At 70.9% G+C, this 17,369-nt stretch carries 9 protein-coding genes; 4 read left to right on the forward strand and 5 right to left on the reverse strand.

The annotated features are described in order from the left end of the window. Positions 1–477: 477 nt before the first annotated feature. The 3 genes from serS to uvrA all read right to left on the reverse strand — a co-directional run bounded on the left by serS (position 478) and on the right by uvrA (position 5,635). On the reverse strand, positions 478–1,785 hold the full coding sequence (gene serS / locus NET02_RS09580; RefSeq protein ID WP_284057183.1) for a serine--tRNA ligase: 1,308 nt from the start codon (positions 1,783–1,785) through the stop codon (positions 478–480). A gap of 63 nt (positions 1,786–1,848) precedes the next feature. Next, entirely contained in the window at positions 1,849–2,481 is a 633-nt protein-coding gene (locus NET02_RS09585) for an HNH endonuclease (protein ID WP_284057184.1), read from the reverse strand. A 259-nt stretch (positions 2,482–2,740) separates the two neighbouring features. Beyond that, a complete protein-coding gene (gene uvrA, locus NET02_RS09590; RefSeq protein WP_284057185.1) occupies positions 2,741–5,635 on the reverse strand; it encodes an excinuclease ABC subunit UvrA in 2,895 nt (964 codons plus the stop codon). Between the two features lie 208 nt (positions 5,636–5,843). Between uvrA and NET02_RS09595 the strand changes: the two genes are divergently transcribed. Beyond that, complete coding sequence (locus tag NET02_RS09595; protein WP_284057186.1) at positions 5,844–7,157, forward strand: glycosyltransferase; 1,314 nt, start codon at positions 5,844–5,846, stop codon at positions 7,155–7,157. A 232-nt stretch (positions 7,158–7,389) separates the two neighbouring features. Here the strand turns inward: NET02_RS09595 and NET02_RS09600 are convergent, their stop codons facing one another. Further along, on the reverse strand, positions 7,390–9,981 hold the full coding sequence (locus tag NET02_RS09600) for a heavy metal translocating P-type ATPase (RefSeq protein ID WP_284057187.1): 2,592 nt from the start codon (positions 9,979–9,981) through the stop codon (positions 7,390–7,392). Positions 9,982–10,023: 42 nt separating this feature from the next. Next, a complete protein-coding gene (locus NET02_RS09605; RefSeq protein WP_347711029.1) occupies positions 10,024–10,338 on the reverse strand; it encodes a metal-sensitive transcriptional regulator in 315 nt (104 codons plus the stop codon). A gap of 494 nt (positions 10,339–10,832) precedes the next feature. On the opposite strand from NET02_RS09605, the gene NET02_RS09610 reads away from it, so the two are divergent. From NET02_RS09610 to NET02_RS09620, 3 genes are all read left to right on the forward strand, one after another. Beyond that, complete coding sequence (locus tag NET02_RS09610) at positions 10,833–12,701, forward strand: Ig-like domain-containing protein (protein ID WP_284057189.1); 1,869 nt, start codon at positions 10,833–10,835, stop codon at positions 12,699–12,701. A gap of 1,544 nt (positions 12,702–14,245) precedes the next feature. After that, the gene (locus tag NET02_RS09615; RefSeq protein ID WP_284057190.1) at positions 14,246–14,383 is read left to right on the forward strand and encodes a hypothetical protein; all 138 of its coding nucleotides are present in this window, start codon (positions 14,246–14,248) and stop codon (positions 14,381–14,383) included. Positions 14,384–14,398: 15 nt separating this feature from the next. After that, positions 14,399–17,104 (forward strand): Ig-like domain-containing protein, encoded by a 2,706-nt coding sequence (locus NET02_RS09620; RefSeq protein WP_284057191.1) that lies wholly within the window; start codon positions 14,399–14,401, stop codon positions 17,102–17,104. The last annotated feature ends 265 nt before the right edge of the window (positions 17,105–17,369 follow it).

Genomic DNA, 17,369 nt, shown 5'->3' on the forward strand with positions numbered 1-17,369 from the left:
CCCCCCGGGGTTTGTGCACGATTTGAGGTCGACGCAGCGCAGCGCGCCCGCCTCTCTGCCCGCCGTGGCCGCGACCTCTTGCCCAGCACGCCCGCGCGTCGACCTTCCCCATGCGCTCAGCGCCACGTCCGCGCGGCAGCCAGCCCGGCGACGAGGCGGCACGGGCCACGGACTCTGGCTCCGCGCGGGTTCGCGCTGGATAGGGTACGCCTGGCCGCGCGTCGAGCGCGCCGGGAGCTCCTCTAAGCGAGATCGATGGCCACGCTCCCGCCCGGCCAGGCTCGGGTACGGGGAAAGGCGGACTCGTCGCGCACAACGGGAGCCCGAACCCGACGCGTCCTCCCGCGGTGGAGCCGCGAGCCGAAGGACACCGCGCGGGCACCCGGACTGGCGGACGCGGGCGGCAGCCGGCCCGTATCGGGCCCGGCCACAGGGTAGCGTGCCTCGCGAGTCGAGCTGGGCGACGGGCGTGATCGCTCAGGACACCGCGCGCGGGACGAGCCCGTACGCCGGCTGCGGGCCGATCACTTCCTGGCCACCCATGTAGGGGCGCAAGACCTCGGGGACGACGAAGCTGCCGTCCGGCTGCTGGTAGTTCTCCATGATCGCGATCAGCGTGCGCGGCAGGGCGAGCCCCGAGCCGTTCAGCGTGTGCACGTACTGCGGCCGCGCGCCTTCAGCCGGGCGGTAGCGGATGTTGGCGCGGCGCGCCTGGAAGTCGCGGAAGTTGGAGCAGGAGGAGACCTCCAGCCACTCCTGGCTGCCCGGCGCCCAGACCTCGAGGTCGAACTTCTTGGCGGCGGTGAAGGAGAGGTCGCCGGTACAGATCTGGACGACCCGGTACGGCAGCTCGAGGCGTTGGAGCACGTCCTCGGCGTTGCCGAGCAGCGACGTCAGCTCGTCGTCCGAGGTCTCCGGCTCGACGAACTTCACCATCTCCACCTTCTCGAACTGGTGCACGCGCTTGATGCCGCGGACGTCCCGCCCAGCCGAGACGCGCTCCTTGCGGAAGCACGGCGTGTGGGCGACCAGGTAGATCGGCAGCACGCCCGGCGGCAGGATCTCGTCGCGGTAGAGGTTGGTCACCGGCACCTCGGCCGTCGGGATCAGCCAGAGGTCGGTCTCCTCGTCGTGGTAGAGGTTATCGCCGAACTTGGGCAGGTTGCCGGTGCCGACCATCGCCTCGCGCCGCACGAGGTCAGGCGGGTAGACCTCGAAATAGCCGTGCTCGCGGACGTGCAGGTCGATCATCCAGGTGATCAGCGCCCGCTGCAGCCGGGCCAGGTCGCCCCGCAGGACGTAGAAGCGCGAGCCGGAGACCTTGACCCCGCGCGCGAAGTCGATCAGCCGCAGCTCCTCGGCGATCTCCCAGTGGGGTCGCACCGGGAAGTCGAACGTCCGCGGCTCGCCCCAGTGGCGGACGACGACGTTGGCGCTGTCGTCGGGGCCGACCGGCACGTCGGGGTCGGGCAGGTTGGGCACCTCGAGCAAGAGCTCCTCGAGCCGGGCCTCCACCTGGGCCAGCTCGGCGTCGAGCTGCTCGATCCGGTCGCCGAGCGCCCGCATGGCCGCGATGGCCTGCTCGCGCTCCGGGCCAGCCGGCAGGCGACCGATGCGCTTCGACTCGGCGTTGCGCTCGGCCTTGAGCCGTTCCACTTCGGCGATGAGCTGGCGGCGCCGCTCGTCGAGCTCGAGGATAGCGTCAATGGGGGCCTCGGTGTTGAGCTTGACGAGCGCCTCGCGGACGAGGTCGGTCTGCTCGCGAATCAGCCGGAGATCAAGCATGCGCTCCCTCCAGGTTCAGCCACCGGCCGGGACAGCGAGCCGCGCGGCCCGGCCGTCCCTCGTTTATCGACTGCTCAGGTGATGGATGTCAAGCTCGGGCAGGAACTTGAGCCACGACTCGTGCACGCGCGCGTTCAGCGCCCGCTCGATGGTGTAGTAGCGCCCCGGCCGCGGCTCGAAGGGCTGGCGGAGGAGCCGCATGCGGGCCTCGGCCAGCGACTTGCCGCCCTTGCGGTGGTTGCAGGCGCGGCAGGCGCTGACGACGTTCTCCCAGGTGTGGGAACCGCCGCGGGAGCGCGGAACGACGTGGTCGATCGTCAAGTCGGTCGTGCGCGTGCCGCAGTACTGGCAGGTGTAGTGATCGCGCGCGAAGACCTCGCGCCGGCAGAGCTTGACCCGCGGCTGGGGGCGACGAATGAGGTAGATGAGGCGGATGACCGCGGGGGCCGGGAAGCGAGCCTGGGCCGAGGCGAGCTCGTGCTCGTACGCCTCCAAGAGCTCGGCCTTGCCGGTCAGGAGGAGCACGATAGCCCGGCGGACGCTGGAGACGTGGAGCGGCTCGTAGTTCTGGTTCAGCACGAGGACGGGGTAATGCCCGTTCAGGCGGTACCCGTTCTGGTGGCCGTTGTGCTGAGGTTGACCAGGTTCGGTCTCGTTCAACGCCATGCCCTGTCTGCGCGCCAGTCTCTCGTTCACGCGTCGTGCTCCAGAGCAATCATAGCAGCGGGCCGGCGCGCGCGGCTACCCGGCTGCGCCCGCGTGAGGAACCGCGCGCCGGCTGGCGAGCGGCGTCTCGTGGCCCGGCCAGCCTCTCGTACGGTAGGGCGCGCCCGGAGCACCAGCGATGGGAGATCCACTGGGCGGGCTCGCCCGAGGGACATCTGGTGAGTCGGTAGGGAAGCACCCGGCGCTGGCGGGGCAGTGACCTGATGGCGCGCGAGGCCGTGCTCCGGCGTCAGTCGGCGGCCAGGGCCGGCACGCCGAGCACCGCGCGCAGGGCCTGCCCCGTGTAGGAGCGCGGGTTCTCGGCTACCTCCTCCGGCGTGCCGACCGCCACCACCTCGCCGCCGGCGTCGCCCCCCTCGGGGCCGAGGTCGATGATCCAGTCGGCGCACTTGATCACGTCGAGGTTGTGCTCGATCACGATCACCGTGTTACCGGCGTCGGTGAGCCGCTGGAGGACGTTGAGCAGCCGCTCGATGTCGGCGAAGTGCAGGCCGGTGGTCGGCTCGTCGAGGATGTAGAGGGTACGGCCAGTGGCCCGGCGGCTCAGCTCGGTGCTGAGCTTGACCCGCTGGGCCTCGCCGCCGGAGAGGGTGGTCGCGGGCTGGCCCAGGCGGATGTAGCCGAGGCCGACGTCGTAGAGCGTCTGGAGCTTGTTGCGGATGGCCGGGAAGTTCTCGAAGAAGGCGAGCGCCTCCTCGACGGTCATGTCGAGCACGTCGGCGATGTTCTTGCCCTTGTACTCGATCTCCAGCGCCTCCTTGTTGTAGCGCTTGCCGTGACAGACCTCGCAGGGCACGTAGACGTCGGGCAGGAACTGCATCTCGATGGCGATGATCCCCTCGCCCTGGCAGGCCTCGCAGCGCCCGCCCTTGACGTTGAACGAGAAGCGGCCGGGCGTGTAGCCGCGCGCCCGCGCCTCGGGCAGCGAGGCGTACAGCTCGCGGATAGGTGTGAACGCGCCGGTGTAGGTGGCCGGGTTGGAGCGCGGCGTGCGGCCGATCGGGCTCTGGTCGATGTTGATCACCTTGTCTAGGTGCTCCAGCCCGACGATCGTGTCGTGCCGGCCGGGCCGCTCCTTGGCGCGGTGGAAGATCTGGGCCAGCCGCCGGTAGAGCGTGTCGGTCACCAGCGTGCTCTTGCCGGAGCCGGAGACGCCGGTGACGCAGACGAAGCAGCCCAGCGGGAAGCTGACGTCGATCCCCTTCAGGTTGTTCTCGCGCGCGCCCTTGATCGTCAGCCAGTTGCCGTTGCCTGGCCGGCGGCGGGCCGGCACCGCGATCTTCCGCTTGCCGCCGAGGAACTGCCCGGTGACCGACTCCGGCGCGGCGATAATGTCCTCGACCGTGCCCTGGGCGACGATCCGGCCGCCGTGCTCACCGGCGCCGGGGCCGATGTCGACGATCCAGTCGGCCGTGCGGATCGTCTCCTCGTCGTGCTCGACGACGATCAGCGTGTTGCCCAGGTCGCGCAGCCGCAGCAGCGTGCGGATCAGCCGCTGGTTGTCGCGCGGGTGGAGGCCGATGCTCGGCTCGTCGAGCACGTAGAGCACGCCCATCAGCCCGCTGCCGATCTGGGTAGCCAGCCGGATGCGCTGGGCCTCGCCGCCGGAGAGCGTCGCGGTGGGCCGCTCGAGCGTGAGGTAGTCGAGGCCGACGTCGACCAGGAAGCGCAGCCGCGCCCGGATCTCTTTGAGGATCTGGTGGGCGATCAGCCGCTCGCGCTCGCTCAGGAGCGGCTCTGGGCGCCCGGCGTCGGCCAGCTCCTCGAAGAAGCGCAGCGCCTCGCCGACCGACATCCGGGTCACCTCGACGATCGAGCGGCCAGCGACGGTGACGGCCCGGGCCTCGGGCTTGAGCCGGGTGCCCCCGCAGGCCGGGCAGGGCCGGGCCGCCATGTACTGCTCGATCTCGGCCCGGACGTAGTCGGACGACGTGCTGTCGTAGCGGCGGCGCAGGCTGGGGATCACGCCCTCGTAGGTGACGGTGTAGGCGCGCGTCCGGCCGCTGCGGGCCTGGTAGCGCACGGTAACCGGCCGGCCGCCATCGCCGTAGAGGATGAGCTGCACGACGCCCTCGGGGAGCTCGCGCACCGGCACGTCGGTACGGAAGCCGTGCCGCTCGGCCAGCGCGCGCAGGAGCGCCTGGTACCAGGTGGTGCTGTCGCGCCCGACCTTCGACCAGGGGGCGATGGCGCCCTCGTCCAGCGAGCGCTCCTTGTCGGGGATGACCAGGTCGGGGTCGAACTCGAGGCGCATGCCGAGGCCGTCGCACTCCGGGCAGGCACCGTGCGGGCTGTTGAAGGAGAAGCTGCGCGGCTCCAGCTCATTGAAGCTGAGGCCGCAGTGCACGCAGGCGAATGCCTCGGAGAAGCGCAGCTCCTCGCCGTCGACGATCTGGGCCACCGCCGTCCCGCCGCCGAGCTTGAGCGCGGTCTCCAGCGATTCGATCAGCCGGATATGGGTAGCGTGTCGCTCCTCGGGATCCTCGTGCCGGACGATAACGCGGTCGACCACCACCTCGATCGTGTGGCGGCGGTAGCGCTCGAGCGGGATCGGCTCGTCGAGGTCGCGCACCTCGCCGTCGACGCGGACGCGGGTGAAGCCGGCGCGGCGGATCTCGTCGAAGACGGCCTGGTGCTCGCCCTTACGGTCTTTGACCAGGGGGGCCAGGATCATCAGCCGGGTACCGTCAGGCAGCGCCTCGACCTGCTCGGCCATCTGCTGGACGGTCTGGGCGGCGATGGGCCGGCCGCACTTCGGGCAGTGGGGCTGGCCGATCCGCGCGTAGAGCAACCGAAGGTAGTCGTAGATCTCGGTCTGGGTGCCGACGGTGGAGCGCGGGTTGCGGCTGGCGCTCTTCTGGTCGATCGAGATGGCCGGGGAGAGCCCCTCGATCTGGTCGACGTCGGGCTTCTCCATCAGGCCGAGGAACTGGCGGGCGTAGGCGGAGAGCGACTCGACGTAGCGACGCTGGCCCTCGGCGTAGATGGTGTCGAAGGCCAGGCTGGACTTGCCGGAGCCGGAGAGGCCGGTGAAGACGACCAGCTTATCGCGGGGGATCTCCAGGTCGATGTTCTTGAGGTTGTGCTCGCGCGCGCCGCGGATGATGATCTTGTCGCTCGCCATGCGGGCTCCGTTCCCCTACCCTCGCGGTGTCCGGACAGACACACGGCAATTCTAGCAGCGCCGTCCAGCCTCTGCCGAACACCTGTACGAGTTTGACAGAATGGCACGCCCCTTACCTGCCATTGACAGACCGCGCGGCGCTCGGCTAGAGTGCGGTCAGGTGGGCTCGCAACGAAAAGACGGTGGGGTACGCGGCGAGGAGGGACGGATGGGAGCGGAGCGGCCTACGATTGTCTTCTTCCCGGAGGGCGCGCACGGCCCGACGAACAACTGCATCGGCATCGGCCGGATCCTCGCGCAGCGCGGCGCGCGCGTGGTCTTCGTGGTCGAGGAGTCCTTCGCCGGGACGCTAGAGGCGAAGGGCTTCGAGGAGCGGCTGATGCGCCTGCAGCCGCCGCCTGACAAGCCCGAAGAGCCCGGCCAGTTCTGGAAAGACTTCATCGCCAACACCGCACCGCACTTCCGGGAGAGCACCTTCCAGCAGATCCAGACGCTGATCCGCCCCATCTGGCAGTCGCTGATCGACGGGGCCGTCTACGTCGAGCCGCGGCTGCGCGAGATCTTCGCCGAGCTCCGCCCCGACGTCATCGTCGAGGACAACGTGGTCGCGTTCCCCGCCGTCGTGACCGCCGGCTGCCCCTGGGTGCGCATCGTCTCCTGCAACCCGCTGGAGATCCCCGACCCCGACCTACCGCCCGCGCTCTCCGGCCTGCCGACCGCCGACCGCTCGCAGTGGGAGGCCTGGCGCGAGGAGTACTGGCGGCACCACGCGGATCTCCACGCCGGCTTCGACGAGTTCGTGCGATCGAGCGGCGCGCCGCCCCTACCGGAGCGGCAGTTCATCTGGGAGTCGCCCTACCTGAACCTGTACCTGTACCCGGAGGAACTGGACTACCCGCGCAGCCGGCCGCTCGCCCCCACCTGGCACCGGATCGACTCCTCGGTGCGGGACACCGAGCCGCCCTTCGAGCTCCCCGAGCAGCTCCAGGGCGAGGGGAAGCTGGTCTACGTCAGCCTGGGCAGCCTGGGCTCGGCCGAGCCGGAGCTGATGAACCGCCTCGTCCGGCTCTTTGCCGCCACGCCGCATCGGGTCATCATCAGCCTCGGCCCGCAGAAAGGGCAGATGGCGCTGCCGGACAACGTCTGGGGCGACGAGTACTTGCCCCAGCCGTCGATCCTGCCGCTCGTCGACGCCGTGGTCACCCACGGCGGCAACAACACGACGACCGAGTGCATGCACTTCGGCAAGCCGATGCTCGCGCTGCCGCTGTTCTGGGATCAGCACGACAACGCCCAGCGGGTACAGGAGTGCGACTTCGGCTACCGGCTCGACTCGTACGCCTTCAGCGACGAGGAGTTCTACCAGGCCCTGGACGACCTCCTGGCGAACGAGGGGCGCCGGGAGCGCCTCCGCCGGGCCTCGGCCCGTATCCAGGCCGTCGACGGCCGGCGCAAGGCCGCCGAGCTGATCGAGCGGCTGGCCCGCGAGAAGCGGCCCATTACCCGCCCGGCGGCAAGCTGATCGCCTCCGATCGGCACGGCCCCCAGCGCATCTGGCGATGCCGCAGCCGCCCCTCACCCTGCCCTGCGGGCGTCTCTCACCACCCTCACCCCCTTCCCCCTCTCCCGCAGGTGCGGGAGAGGGGGCGTACCCCGCACCCCAGAGCCCCTCTCCCGCTCGGCGGGAGAGGGGTGGCGAAGCCGGGGTGAGGGCCACTAGCGGGAAAAGGGGTAGGGGGTGAGAGCAGCCATCCTCAGCGAGGCTCGGCCGCGCGCTCCGGCCGCCCCCCGGCCGTCGCCGGCTCCGGCGGGCCCAGCACCGGGGGAGCCGCGGGAGTGACAACCTCCACCGGCGGGCGGAAACGGCGCAGGCGCAGCGAGTTGGAGACGACGAAGACCGAGCTGAACGCCATCGCCACGCCAGCCAGCATCGGGTTGAGCAGCCCCAGCGCCGCCACTGGGATCAGCACGGTGTTGTAGGCGAAGGCCCAGAACAGGTTCCACTGGATCGTCCGTAGCGTGCGGCGCGAGAGGGCGAGCGCCGTCACCACGCCCCGGAGGTCGCCGCCGACCAGCACGATCTCCCCCGCCTCGATCGCGATGTCCGAGCCGGTGCCGATGGCGATGCCGAGGTCGGCCTGGGCCAACGCCGGCGCGTCGTTGATCCCGTCGCCGACCATCGCCACCACCTCGCCGGCCGCTTGCAGATCCTGGACGACGCGCGCCTTCTGGTCGGGCAGCACCTCGGCCTCGACCCGCTCGATCCCCACCTGCCGGGCGATGGCCCACGCCGTGCGCCAGTTGTCGCCGGTGAGCAGTACCACCTGGAGCCCGAGGCGCTTCAGCGCGGCCACCGCCTCGGCACTGCCGGGCTTGACCGTATCGGCCAGCGCCAGCACCCCGGCGAGCCGGCCATCGACCGCCACGTAGACCACGGTCTTGCCGGCTGCCTCCAGCCGCTCCGCCTCGGCCGCGAGCGGCTCGACCGGCACGCCCAGCGCCTCCATCAGCCGCCGCGTGCCGACCGCGACCGTCCGGCCAGCCACGACCGCCACCACTCCCTGCCCCGGCCGGGCCTCGAAGCGCTCCACCGGCTCGGCAAGCGCCAGCCCGGCCTCCTGCGCGCGGGCGACGATCGCGGCTCCCAGCGGGTGCTCGCTGCGCAGCTCGGCTAGCGCCGCCAGCCGCAGCAGCTCCAGGCCGGGGTCAGCGCCGCCGTCGAGCCCCGGGGCGGGGACGACGTCGGTCACCTCGGGCTTGCCGCGGGTCACCGTCCCGGTCTTGTCCAGTACCACCGTGGTGAGCTCGCGGATCCGCTCCAGCGCCTGGCCGCCCTTGATCAGCACGCCGTGCTCCGCCCCCACGCCGGTGCCGACCATGATCGCCGTCGGCGTGGCCAGGCCCATGGCGCAGGGGCAGGCGATCACCAGCACGGCGACCGCCGGCAGCAGCGCCCGGCCCACGTCGCCGGTCGCCAGCAGCCAGCCGGCGAAGGTCAGCGCGGCGACGACGATGACAGCCTGGACGAAGACGCCGGCCACCCGGTCGACCAGCGACTGGATCGGCGCCTTCGAGCCCTGGGCCTGCTGCACCAGCCGGACGATCTGGGCCAGCACGGTCTCGCGCCCCACCCGGCTGGCTCGCATGACGAACGCGCCGGTGGTGTTCACCGTGCCGCCGATGACCCGGTCGCCCGGCTCCTTGTCGACCGGGAAGCTCTCGCCGGTCAGCATGCTCTCGTCGACGGCCGAGCGGCCCTCGACGACCACGCCGTCCACCGGGATGCGCTCGCCAGGCCGCACGACCACCAGGTCGCCTGGGCGCACCTCGCCGGCCGGGATCTCCTGCTCCTCCCCGCCGCGGATCACCCGCGCCACCTTCGGCTGCAAGCCGATCAGCTTGCGCACGGCCGAGGAGGTCTGGCCGCGCGCCCGTAGCTCGAAGTAGCGGCCGAGCAGGATCGCGGTGATCACGACGGCGGCGACGTCGTAGTAGAGCGCGTGGCCGCCCGCCGCGGCATGGTCGGCGCTCGCGAAGGTGAAGTAGGCCGAGTAGAGGAAGGCCGCGCTGGTACCGAGGCTGACCAGCGTGTCCATCGTGAACTGCCAGTGGCGGAGGTTCTTCAGCGCCGCCAGGTGGAAACGGGCCCCGAAGTAGGCCCAGACCGGCAGCGCCAGCGCGAAGAGCACCAGTCCTACATGCGGCAGGCCGGGGAAGAACATGCTCAGGACGACGACCGGCACGGTGAAGAGCGCGCTGAGCGCGACGTCGGTGCACAGGTCGGCCAGCGCCCGCTGGCGGCGCCGGGCGTCCTCGTCTCCCTCCTCGGTCAGCTCGGCCGGCTCGGCCAGCACGCGCGCCCCGTAGCCGGCCGCGCGCACCGCCCGCAGCATGGCGTCCAGGCTGGCCCGCTCCGGGTCGTAGGCCACCGTCGCGCGCTCGGTCGCCAGGTTGACGGCCGCCGACTCGACACCCTCGACCTTCGCCAGCGCCCGCTCGACGCGCCGCACGCAGGAGGCGCAAGTCATGCCCTCGATCGCCAGCTCGACGGTCGCGACGCCCTCGGGCCCGGAAGCGAGCGGCGACTCGACCGCCTCCACCGCCGCGCGGTAGCCGGCGCGCTCCACCTGCTCGACCAGCCGCTCCGGCGCGACCTGGCCGGGATCGAAGCTGACGGTGGCGCGCTCGGTCGCCAGGTTGACCTGGGCCTCGGCCACGCCCGGCAAGCGCTCCAGCGCCCGCTCCACCCGGCGCACGCAGGAGGCGCAGGTCATCCCCTCGATCCGCAGGGTGGCAGCCCCCTTCTCCGGCGTGACCGCCTGTGTCGTCTCGCTCGCCCGCTCCATCGTCTCGTCCTTCGAGGCAGCCGTGAGGCCGCCCGCTCGCTCTCAGCTCACGCTGCGGGTGAACCGCTCGATCGCGTCGCTCAGCTCCTGGATGGCGGCCTCCTTGTCCTCGGCCTGGAGGACGCAGCCGCGGATGTGGTCTTCCAGGAGCAGCAGCCCGATGCTCCGGGCCGCCGCGATGATCGAGGAGAGCTGGGTGAGAATATCGACGCAGTAGCGATCCTCCTCGACCATCCGCTGCACGCCGCGCACCTGGCCCTCCATCCGGCGGAGGCGGGCCAGGATCCGCTCCTTGTCGTGGCGGTAGGAGTCGACCCGCCTCACCGCAGGGTCACTGGCCCTGACGAGCTCTTCGATGTCCACCGCGGTACCTCCCGCTCCGCTCGCGACTGCCCGGAAGTATACCCCGTCGGGGTATAACCGCTCGTGGCCCAGTATACCCCCAGCGGGTATCGTCGTCAACGAATGCCCTCACCCCGCCCTTCGGGCACCCCTCTCCCGCGAGTGCGGGAGAGGGGACGGGGGTGAGGGCGGCGCAGGCCGGCGCGCGAGGCCACAGCGGAACCGGTCGACCTGATCGAGAGTCATTCATGATAGGAGCCCACCCGGGGAACCGGCACGCCATCGCCGGCCCCGCCGGTTCCTCACCCGTGCGTGCGCTGGCGGGCCGGGTCGCTCCCGGGCTCTGGCCTGAGGACAAATGATTCGCTATAGTAGAGCTGGAAGCACGTCGCTCAAGAGAGGAGCCGGCTATGTGAGAGCACCTGCCGTGCGGGCCGCCTTCGGGCGAGTTCGGGGGATGGGGAGGAGGCAGTTTTCGACTCGCGATTCCAAGGGAAGAGAGGGAAGGTATGAGAGAACGCTCCGCGCAGGTATCGCGGCCCGCGAAGGGCTGGTCGCTGCGCTTCGCCACCGCCTCGCTGCTCGTCTCGGCGTTGCTGCTGGCCAGCACTGCCCTCTTCGTCGCCCGGCCGGGACTGGCCGGCGCCGTGCTGGGCCCGCAGCAGGGACAAGCCGACCCACCGGCGCCCCAGTTCGCGCAGCCGCCCGCCTGGGCACTGGCGCCCGCGCAGCCGCGGCCTGGTTGCCGCTACTTCCCCGAGACCCAGCACAACCTCTGCTTCGGCTTCCGCGCCTACTGGGAGACCTACGGCGGCCTGCTCGAGTTCGGGTTCCCGCTCACCGAGGAGTATGTCGACCCGGTGCTGGGACTGACCGTGCAGTGGTTCGAGCGCGCCCGCTTCGAGTGGCACCCCGGCGTGATCCCCGAGCGCTTCGACGTGCTCGAAGGCCGCGTCGGCGCCGAGCTGCTCGGCATCGAGGGCCTACCGCCGGCACCTACCCCGACACCGACCCCGACGCCCACGCCGACCCTCACCATCGATCTGACCCCGGCCAGCGACACCAACGCGGTGGGGACGAGCCACACCGTCACGGCAGTGGTTGAGCGGGACGGCGAGCCGGTCTCCGGCGAGCGCGTGCGCTTCCGGGTCACCGGCGGCGGCAGCCCCAGCCCGAGTAGCGGCAGCGACGTGACCGACAGTGACGGGGAGGCCACCTTCACCTTCACCAACAACCTGGCGGCCACCAACACCATCGAGGCCTGGGTCGATCTGGACAACGACGGGACCCGCGACGCCGACGAGCCGATGGACACCGCCACCAAGACCTGGACGGGCGAGCTGACCATCGAGCTGAGCCAGCCACGTGACACCAACCCGGTTGGGATGCAGCACACGGTGACGGCCCTGGTGGAGCGCAACGGCACTCCTGTCTCTGGGGTGCGGGTGCGGTTCCAGGTGAGCACCGAGGGCGATCCCTCGCCCACCACCGGCAGCGACGTCACCGACACTGACGGCGAGGCGACGTTTACCTTCAGCAACGACGAGCCGGCCACCAACACGGTCACCGCCTGGATCGACCTCGACGGCAACACCACCCGCAACTCCAACGAGCCGCGCGCGACCGCGACCAAGGAGTGGGTGGCGCTGAACGTTACCATTGAGCCTTCAAACGCCTTCAACCTGATCAACACCACCCACCGGGTAGTGGCGGTCGTGACGGACGCGAATGACAACCCTGTCTCCGGGCAGGTAGTCCGCTTCCGGGTAACGGGTGGGGGTACCCCCAACCGAACCAGCGGCAGCGACACGACTGACAGCAACGGTCGGACAGAGTTTGAATTCCAGAACGGCACCGTTGGCACAGTGAACACCGTCACTGCCTGGATCGACCTCGACGGCGATAATTCGCCCGACACCGGCGAGCCGCAGGATAGTCAAACGAAGCGGTGGCTGAGCGCATCGCTTCAGCTTAACCAAACAACAATTGGTGAAGGGAGTATTGGCGACACTACAGAGGACGCGACTGCTACAGTGACCGTTCAGAGCGGTGGAGCCCAGGTGCGAGTGTTCGTCCAGATCCAAGACACCGAACCGGCCAACGGGCAGGACAATCCGACAGGCAACGGCCAGGCTGATGCATCGTTTTCGGCTTGTCAGCAGAATGGGCCGGATACGGATGACCAGGATTCTGGCCAGACAACGGGCGCCGCTGTCAATTTTCCGATCTACGTCTGTGGCCACAATGACAGTGATGCCGGTCAGGACGATACGTTCACTGTCCGGGCATACCTTGACTCTGACAACGACGGTGCGCTGAACACCTCGGCGGACGATCTCATCGGTTCCCAGCAGTTGACCATCACCGATAACCAGTGACGCCTGCCAGGTAAGCCAGTCAGGGATGCCGCGTGGAGCAGCCCCGGGGAGATCCCCGGGGCTTCTCGACGCGGCGCTGAAGCACCGCGCTGATGTCCCAAAGCCGGCTGAAGCCGGCTGGCTCGATCTTTGCGAAGCCAGGCTCGGATCGGCGCGGTCGATCCGAGGCCGCTTGGCCGGGCCTCGGTGCCGAGCCTGGGGCCTCGAGCCCTGGGCACCCCGGCCCAGACGGCGCCGGGCCAACGCGGTCTACCGCGGTCTGATGCCGTCGTGAGCGTCCCGGAGCCGGGCTCGCGCACGCCCTCGCTCTCATCCCCGCTCTGCCCCGGCGCCTGGCGGCAGAGAGGTACCCGAACGGGCTGGCATGCACCGCAGCCCCGTTCACGGGGCTTCCCGGCTGAGCCCGGGGCGTCGAACCCCGGGCGCTCCGGGCACGCTCTGACCGCGGGCGTCGCCCGGGCCAGACCCTCGCAACCACGGTTCCCAGGGGCCACGGCGTCGCAGCCACCGGACTCGTGCTAACACCGCCCGCTGCCGTGGCCCAGCCCCGTTCACGGGGCTTTTTGCCTGAGCCCGGGGCTTCAGCCCCGGGGCCGCTCCGGGGTGCTCTCAGCGCGCAGCAGGTGTCGCGGCCCCGAGCGCCTGATACAGTGCCCACGCCATACCGCCCGCCGCGCAGGCGTCACGGGAGGAGAGGCCGTTGCCGTACTGGCGTCTCTTCATCAGGAGAACGTGACCGCGATCGCCCGCTACGTCGAGGAGCAGGCAGCGGATCATGCCGCTCAGCGTCTCTGGCCTGCGCTCGAGCTCGACAGGCCACCGAGCCCGCAGCGAGGTGGCCGGTGATCTTCGCCCGTTACGCTCCCCCCTGCCCCCTCTCCCGCGTCGTGCGGGAGAGGGGGGCAACCCTCCCCCCCTGCCCCCTCTCCCGCTTAGCGGGAGAGGGGTGGCCGAAGGCGGGGGGAGGGAGGAGAGGGGGTGCCGAAGGCGGGGTGAGGGAGGAAACGGTTGCAGCCCTCACCCCCTACCCCCTCTCCCGCGCCGTGCGGGAGAGGGGCCGCGGCCCCACGCGCGTGCTCGGGCGGTACTGCATCGCGCGACCGGTGGCCCCTCTCCCGCTTAGCGGGAGAGGGGTGGCCGAAGGCGGGGTGAGGGAGGAAACGGTTGCAGCCCTCACCCCCTACCCCCTCTCCCGCGCCGTGCGGGAGAGGGGACGCGGCCCCACGCGCGTGCTCGGGCTGTACTGCATCGCGCGACCGGTGGCCCCTCTCCCGCTTAGCGGGAGAGGGGTGGCCGAAGGCCGGGGTGAGGGAGGAGAGGGGTGGCCGAAGGCGGGGTGAGGGAGGAGAGGGGTGGCCGAAGGCCGGGGTGAGGGCCAGGGGCGCGGAACACTTCCGGCGGCTCGCTCGTCTTTACAACAGGAGAGCGCGCTCGTTCCGCGCTCGGGACGAGGTGTACGTTCACGGGCCGTCCGCGCGCTGCTATACTCTCGCGGTAGGCGAGCGAGAGGGGATCGGGTTCCGCATGAGCGAAGGGGGACGTCCATGAGTCCGCAACGGGCTGGGGTGAGGCTGCTGCTGGCGCTGGCGCTCGCGCTGGGCACGCTCGCGAGCCTGCCGCTCGGGGCCGGCGCGGCCACACCCTACCTCGAGGCCGCGCAGGGACGCGTCTACCTGCCCTGAGTCTACAACGGCGAGGTGCTGCCGGGCAACTTCGGCCCTCTCTACAGCGCCGTCACCGTCCAGAACCTGGAGCCGCTGCCGATCGAGATCCGGCTCACCCGGCCCGACGGCCGCCGGCTCGGCTCCGGCATCGCGCTCGGCCCGCGGGCCGCGCGCACCTTCACCGCCAGCGAGCTGCAGGCGCTCGGCCTCTTCGAGGGCGGGGCAACCGGCAGCGGCCTGGTCATCGAGGGCCGCTTCGCCGACGAGAGCCAGGACATCCTCGGCCAGCTCGGCCTCTGCGACACCGACTTCGACGGCTCCGACTGCCTCTACCCGGCCATCGCCGCCGTCGAGAAGCACGCCCGGCCCGCCGCGCTCGGCATGGACGCGCGCACCGGCCCGGCCCAGGAGTCGGTCAGCGGCCAGACGGCCGTCCGCGAGGAGACGCTGGCCCAGGCCGCGGACGGCACCCGCTGGGTCATCCCGGTCATCCAGACGAACAACGAGTGGCGCACGGCCATCAAAGTCACCAACGTCTCGCGGCGCGGCGACCTCAGCGTCACGCTCACCCTGCGCCGCAACCAGGGGCTGTCCGCCGGCCAGGCCGTCTACACGCTGAGTCAGACGCTGGGCAACGGCCAGACCTGGACGATCGACCTCAACAGCGTCGCGCCGCCGGAGTGGGTCGGCTCGGCCTGGATCGACGCCGGTGACGAGGTGGTCGCGGTCGCCGAGCGCTACAAGCCCTCCTGGAAGATGGCGCTCACCACCGAGGCCGCCCCGCGCGACGGCGCGCCCACGACGCTCTACGGCGCGCTGATCTTCCGCGAGTACAACGGCTGGAACACCGGGATCAACCTGGTGAACCTCGACCCGGTCAACGCCAACGCGGTCACGCTAGCCTACTACGCCGCCGACGGCTCGGTGCAGAGCGTGCCGCCGGAGGTCTCCCAGATCACGCTCGACCCTGGCGCCAGCGCCTTCATCTACCGGCCCGACATCAGCGCCGTGCCCAGCCTCGACCGCAGCCGGGTCAACGCGGTGGTGATCACCGGCAGCCGGCCGCTGGCGGTGGCGATCGACGAGGTGAAGTACCGCTCTGGCCCAGGCCAGGGGCAGGCGATGAGCTACCTGGCCCAGGGCCGGCCGCAGCAGGTGGGCAAGGAGGTCTACGACCGCCCGACGACCGAGGCGCGCACCTTCGGCCACGTGAGCGGCCGCTACTGGTACACCCAGACGCTGGCGCTGCCGCTGTTCCAGGTGGGCGATGCCAGCGGGCTGGGCGACGTCAGCGGGATCGAGCTGTTCAACCCCGGCGGGCAGGCCCAGCGGGCCTACGTGCAGTTCCTCCGCGCGAGCGGCGCGCCCGAAGCGCCGACCGCGTCCGGCTCGGCCGAGGCGCCGGCCGCGCTGAGCGTGCTGATCCCGGCCGGCGGCCACGCCATCATCTACCCGTACGACGCCGCCTGGAGCGGCGTGCCGCGCGGCTTCACCGGCACGGCGCTGGTGGGCGTGGACGACGAGGGCGGCGGCAGCGGCGGCTTCCTGGTCGGCATCTCGAACAACGTCAACTACGCGGTCAACGGTGACGGCTCGGCCGTCTACGCGCTGACCAGCAGCGTGCACGGCCCGCTGACGCTGAGCGGCGTCACGCTGGAGCTGACCCCCGCGAGCGACAGCAACGCGGTCAACGCCGACCACACGCTGACCGCCGAGCTGCGGGCCGGCACCACCGCCCTGCGCGGGCGGTCGATCCTGTTCCGGGTCACCCGCGGCAATTCGGTGGTCGACAGCGACACCGTCACCACTGGGACGAACGGCCAAGCGGAGTTCGAGTACACGAACGACGAGGCGGGGACGGACACGATCACGGCCTGCTGGGACGTCGACGGCAGCGGCACCTGCGACCCCGGCGAGCCCTCGGACACGGCCAGCAAGGCCTGGTACAGCGCGACGCTGACGCTGGACGACCTCGGCGAGACGGTGACCGTCCGCACCACCCCAGCGCAGACCGGCTACTTCGTGCCCCAGGAGGCGCTGGCAAGTAGCGATTGGGACGTGCCGGTGATCTGCGACTTGTCGCCTGATCGCAGCGGCGTGCGCGTGCTGCTGCGGTTCACCACGACCGGCGGGGGTACCGTGACCGGTGAGTGGGCTGGCGGCTCTCCAGGGTCGAGCGGCGTCAAGCCCAAGACTACCGACTCCAACGGGAGAGTGACGGACACCCTGACTCTCCTGCAGGGCAGCAATGGAAACACGTTCGTCGTGAGCTGCTACCTGGACAAGGGCACCACCGGCAGCTTCGACGAGGACGAAGATCAGCTCCTGGCCAGCCAGACCATCTACATCGGCACGCTCAGCTTCGCCGTGGCGGACGACACGAGCAACACGGCAGGTGTAGGCGGTAGCGCCGACGGCACGGCCACGGTGACGGCGAAGTTCGGCACGAGCAACGTGCAGGGTGTGCGCGTGGCGCTGCGCATCGAGGGTGATAATGACACCGGGCCAACGAGCGACAACTGGAGTTTCCAGTCAGGCTCGAACGATGATGAGGAGCGCGACCGGACGACGAGCGCCGGCACCTTCCAGCAGTCGCTATACTGGCTAAACGACTGGACCAACAACGGCCTCGACCTGATCTCCGACGCCTTCCGGGGCGGCTGGGATCCGGATCAGAACGGCACGATAGAGGTCGACGCCGCAGGCTCCCCTGAGGACGCGCCTGGCGGCATCAGCTAAGCCCAGTAGGCGTACCGTCGGAGCCGGCCCCGGGGGATCCCCGGGGGCCGGCTCTCTCATGCCCGGCTCCCGCTCTCCCGCTGCCCGGGACGCCCCCCGCCGGCCGCCCCAGGGCCGGGGGCCGACCCTCACCCCGGCTTCGCCACCCCTCTCCCGCACCTGCGGGAGAGGGGCCACGGGCCACCCAGGGGAGTCGTGCCCCGGCACGCGCGTGGGTGCGGGAGTAGGGGCGACCGGCCGGTCGCCCCTACCGCATATGAGGGCC

The sequence above is a fragment of the Thermalbibacter longus genome, from assembly GCF_023806485.1.
In the GTDB taxonomy this organism is placed as follows: Bacteria; Chloroflexota; Chloroflexia; order Thermomicrobiales; family Thermomicrobiaceae; genus Thermalbibacter; species Thermalbibacter longus.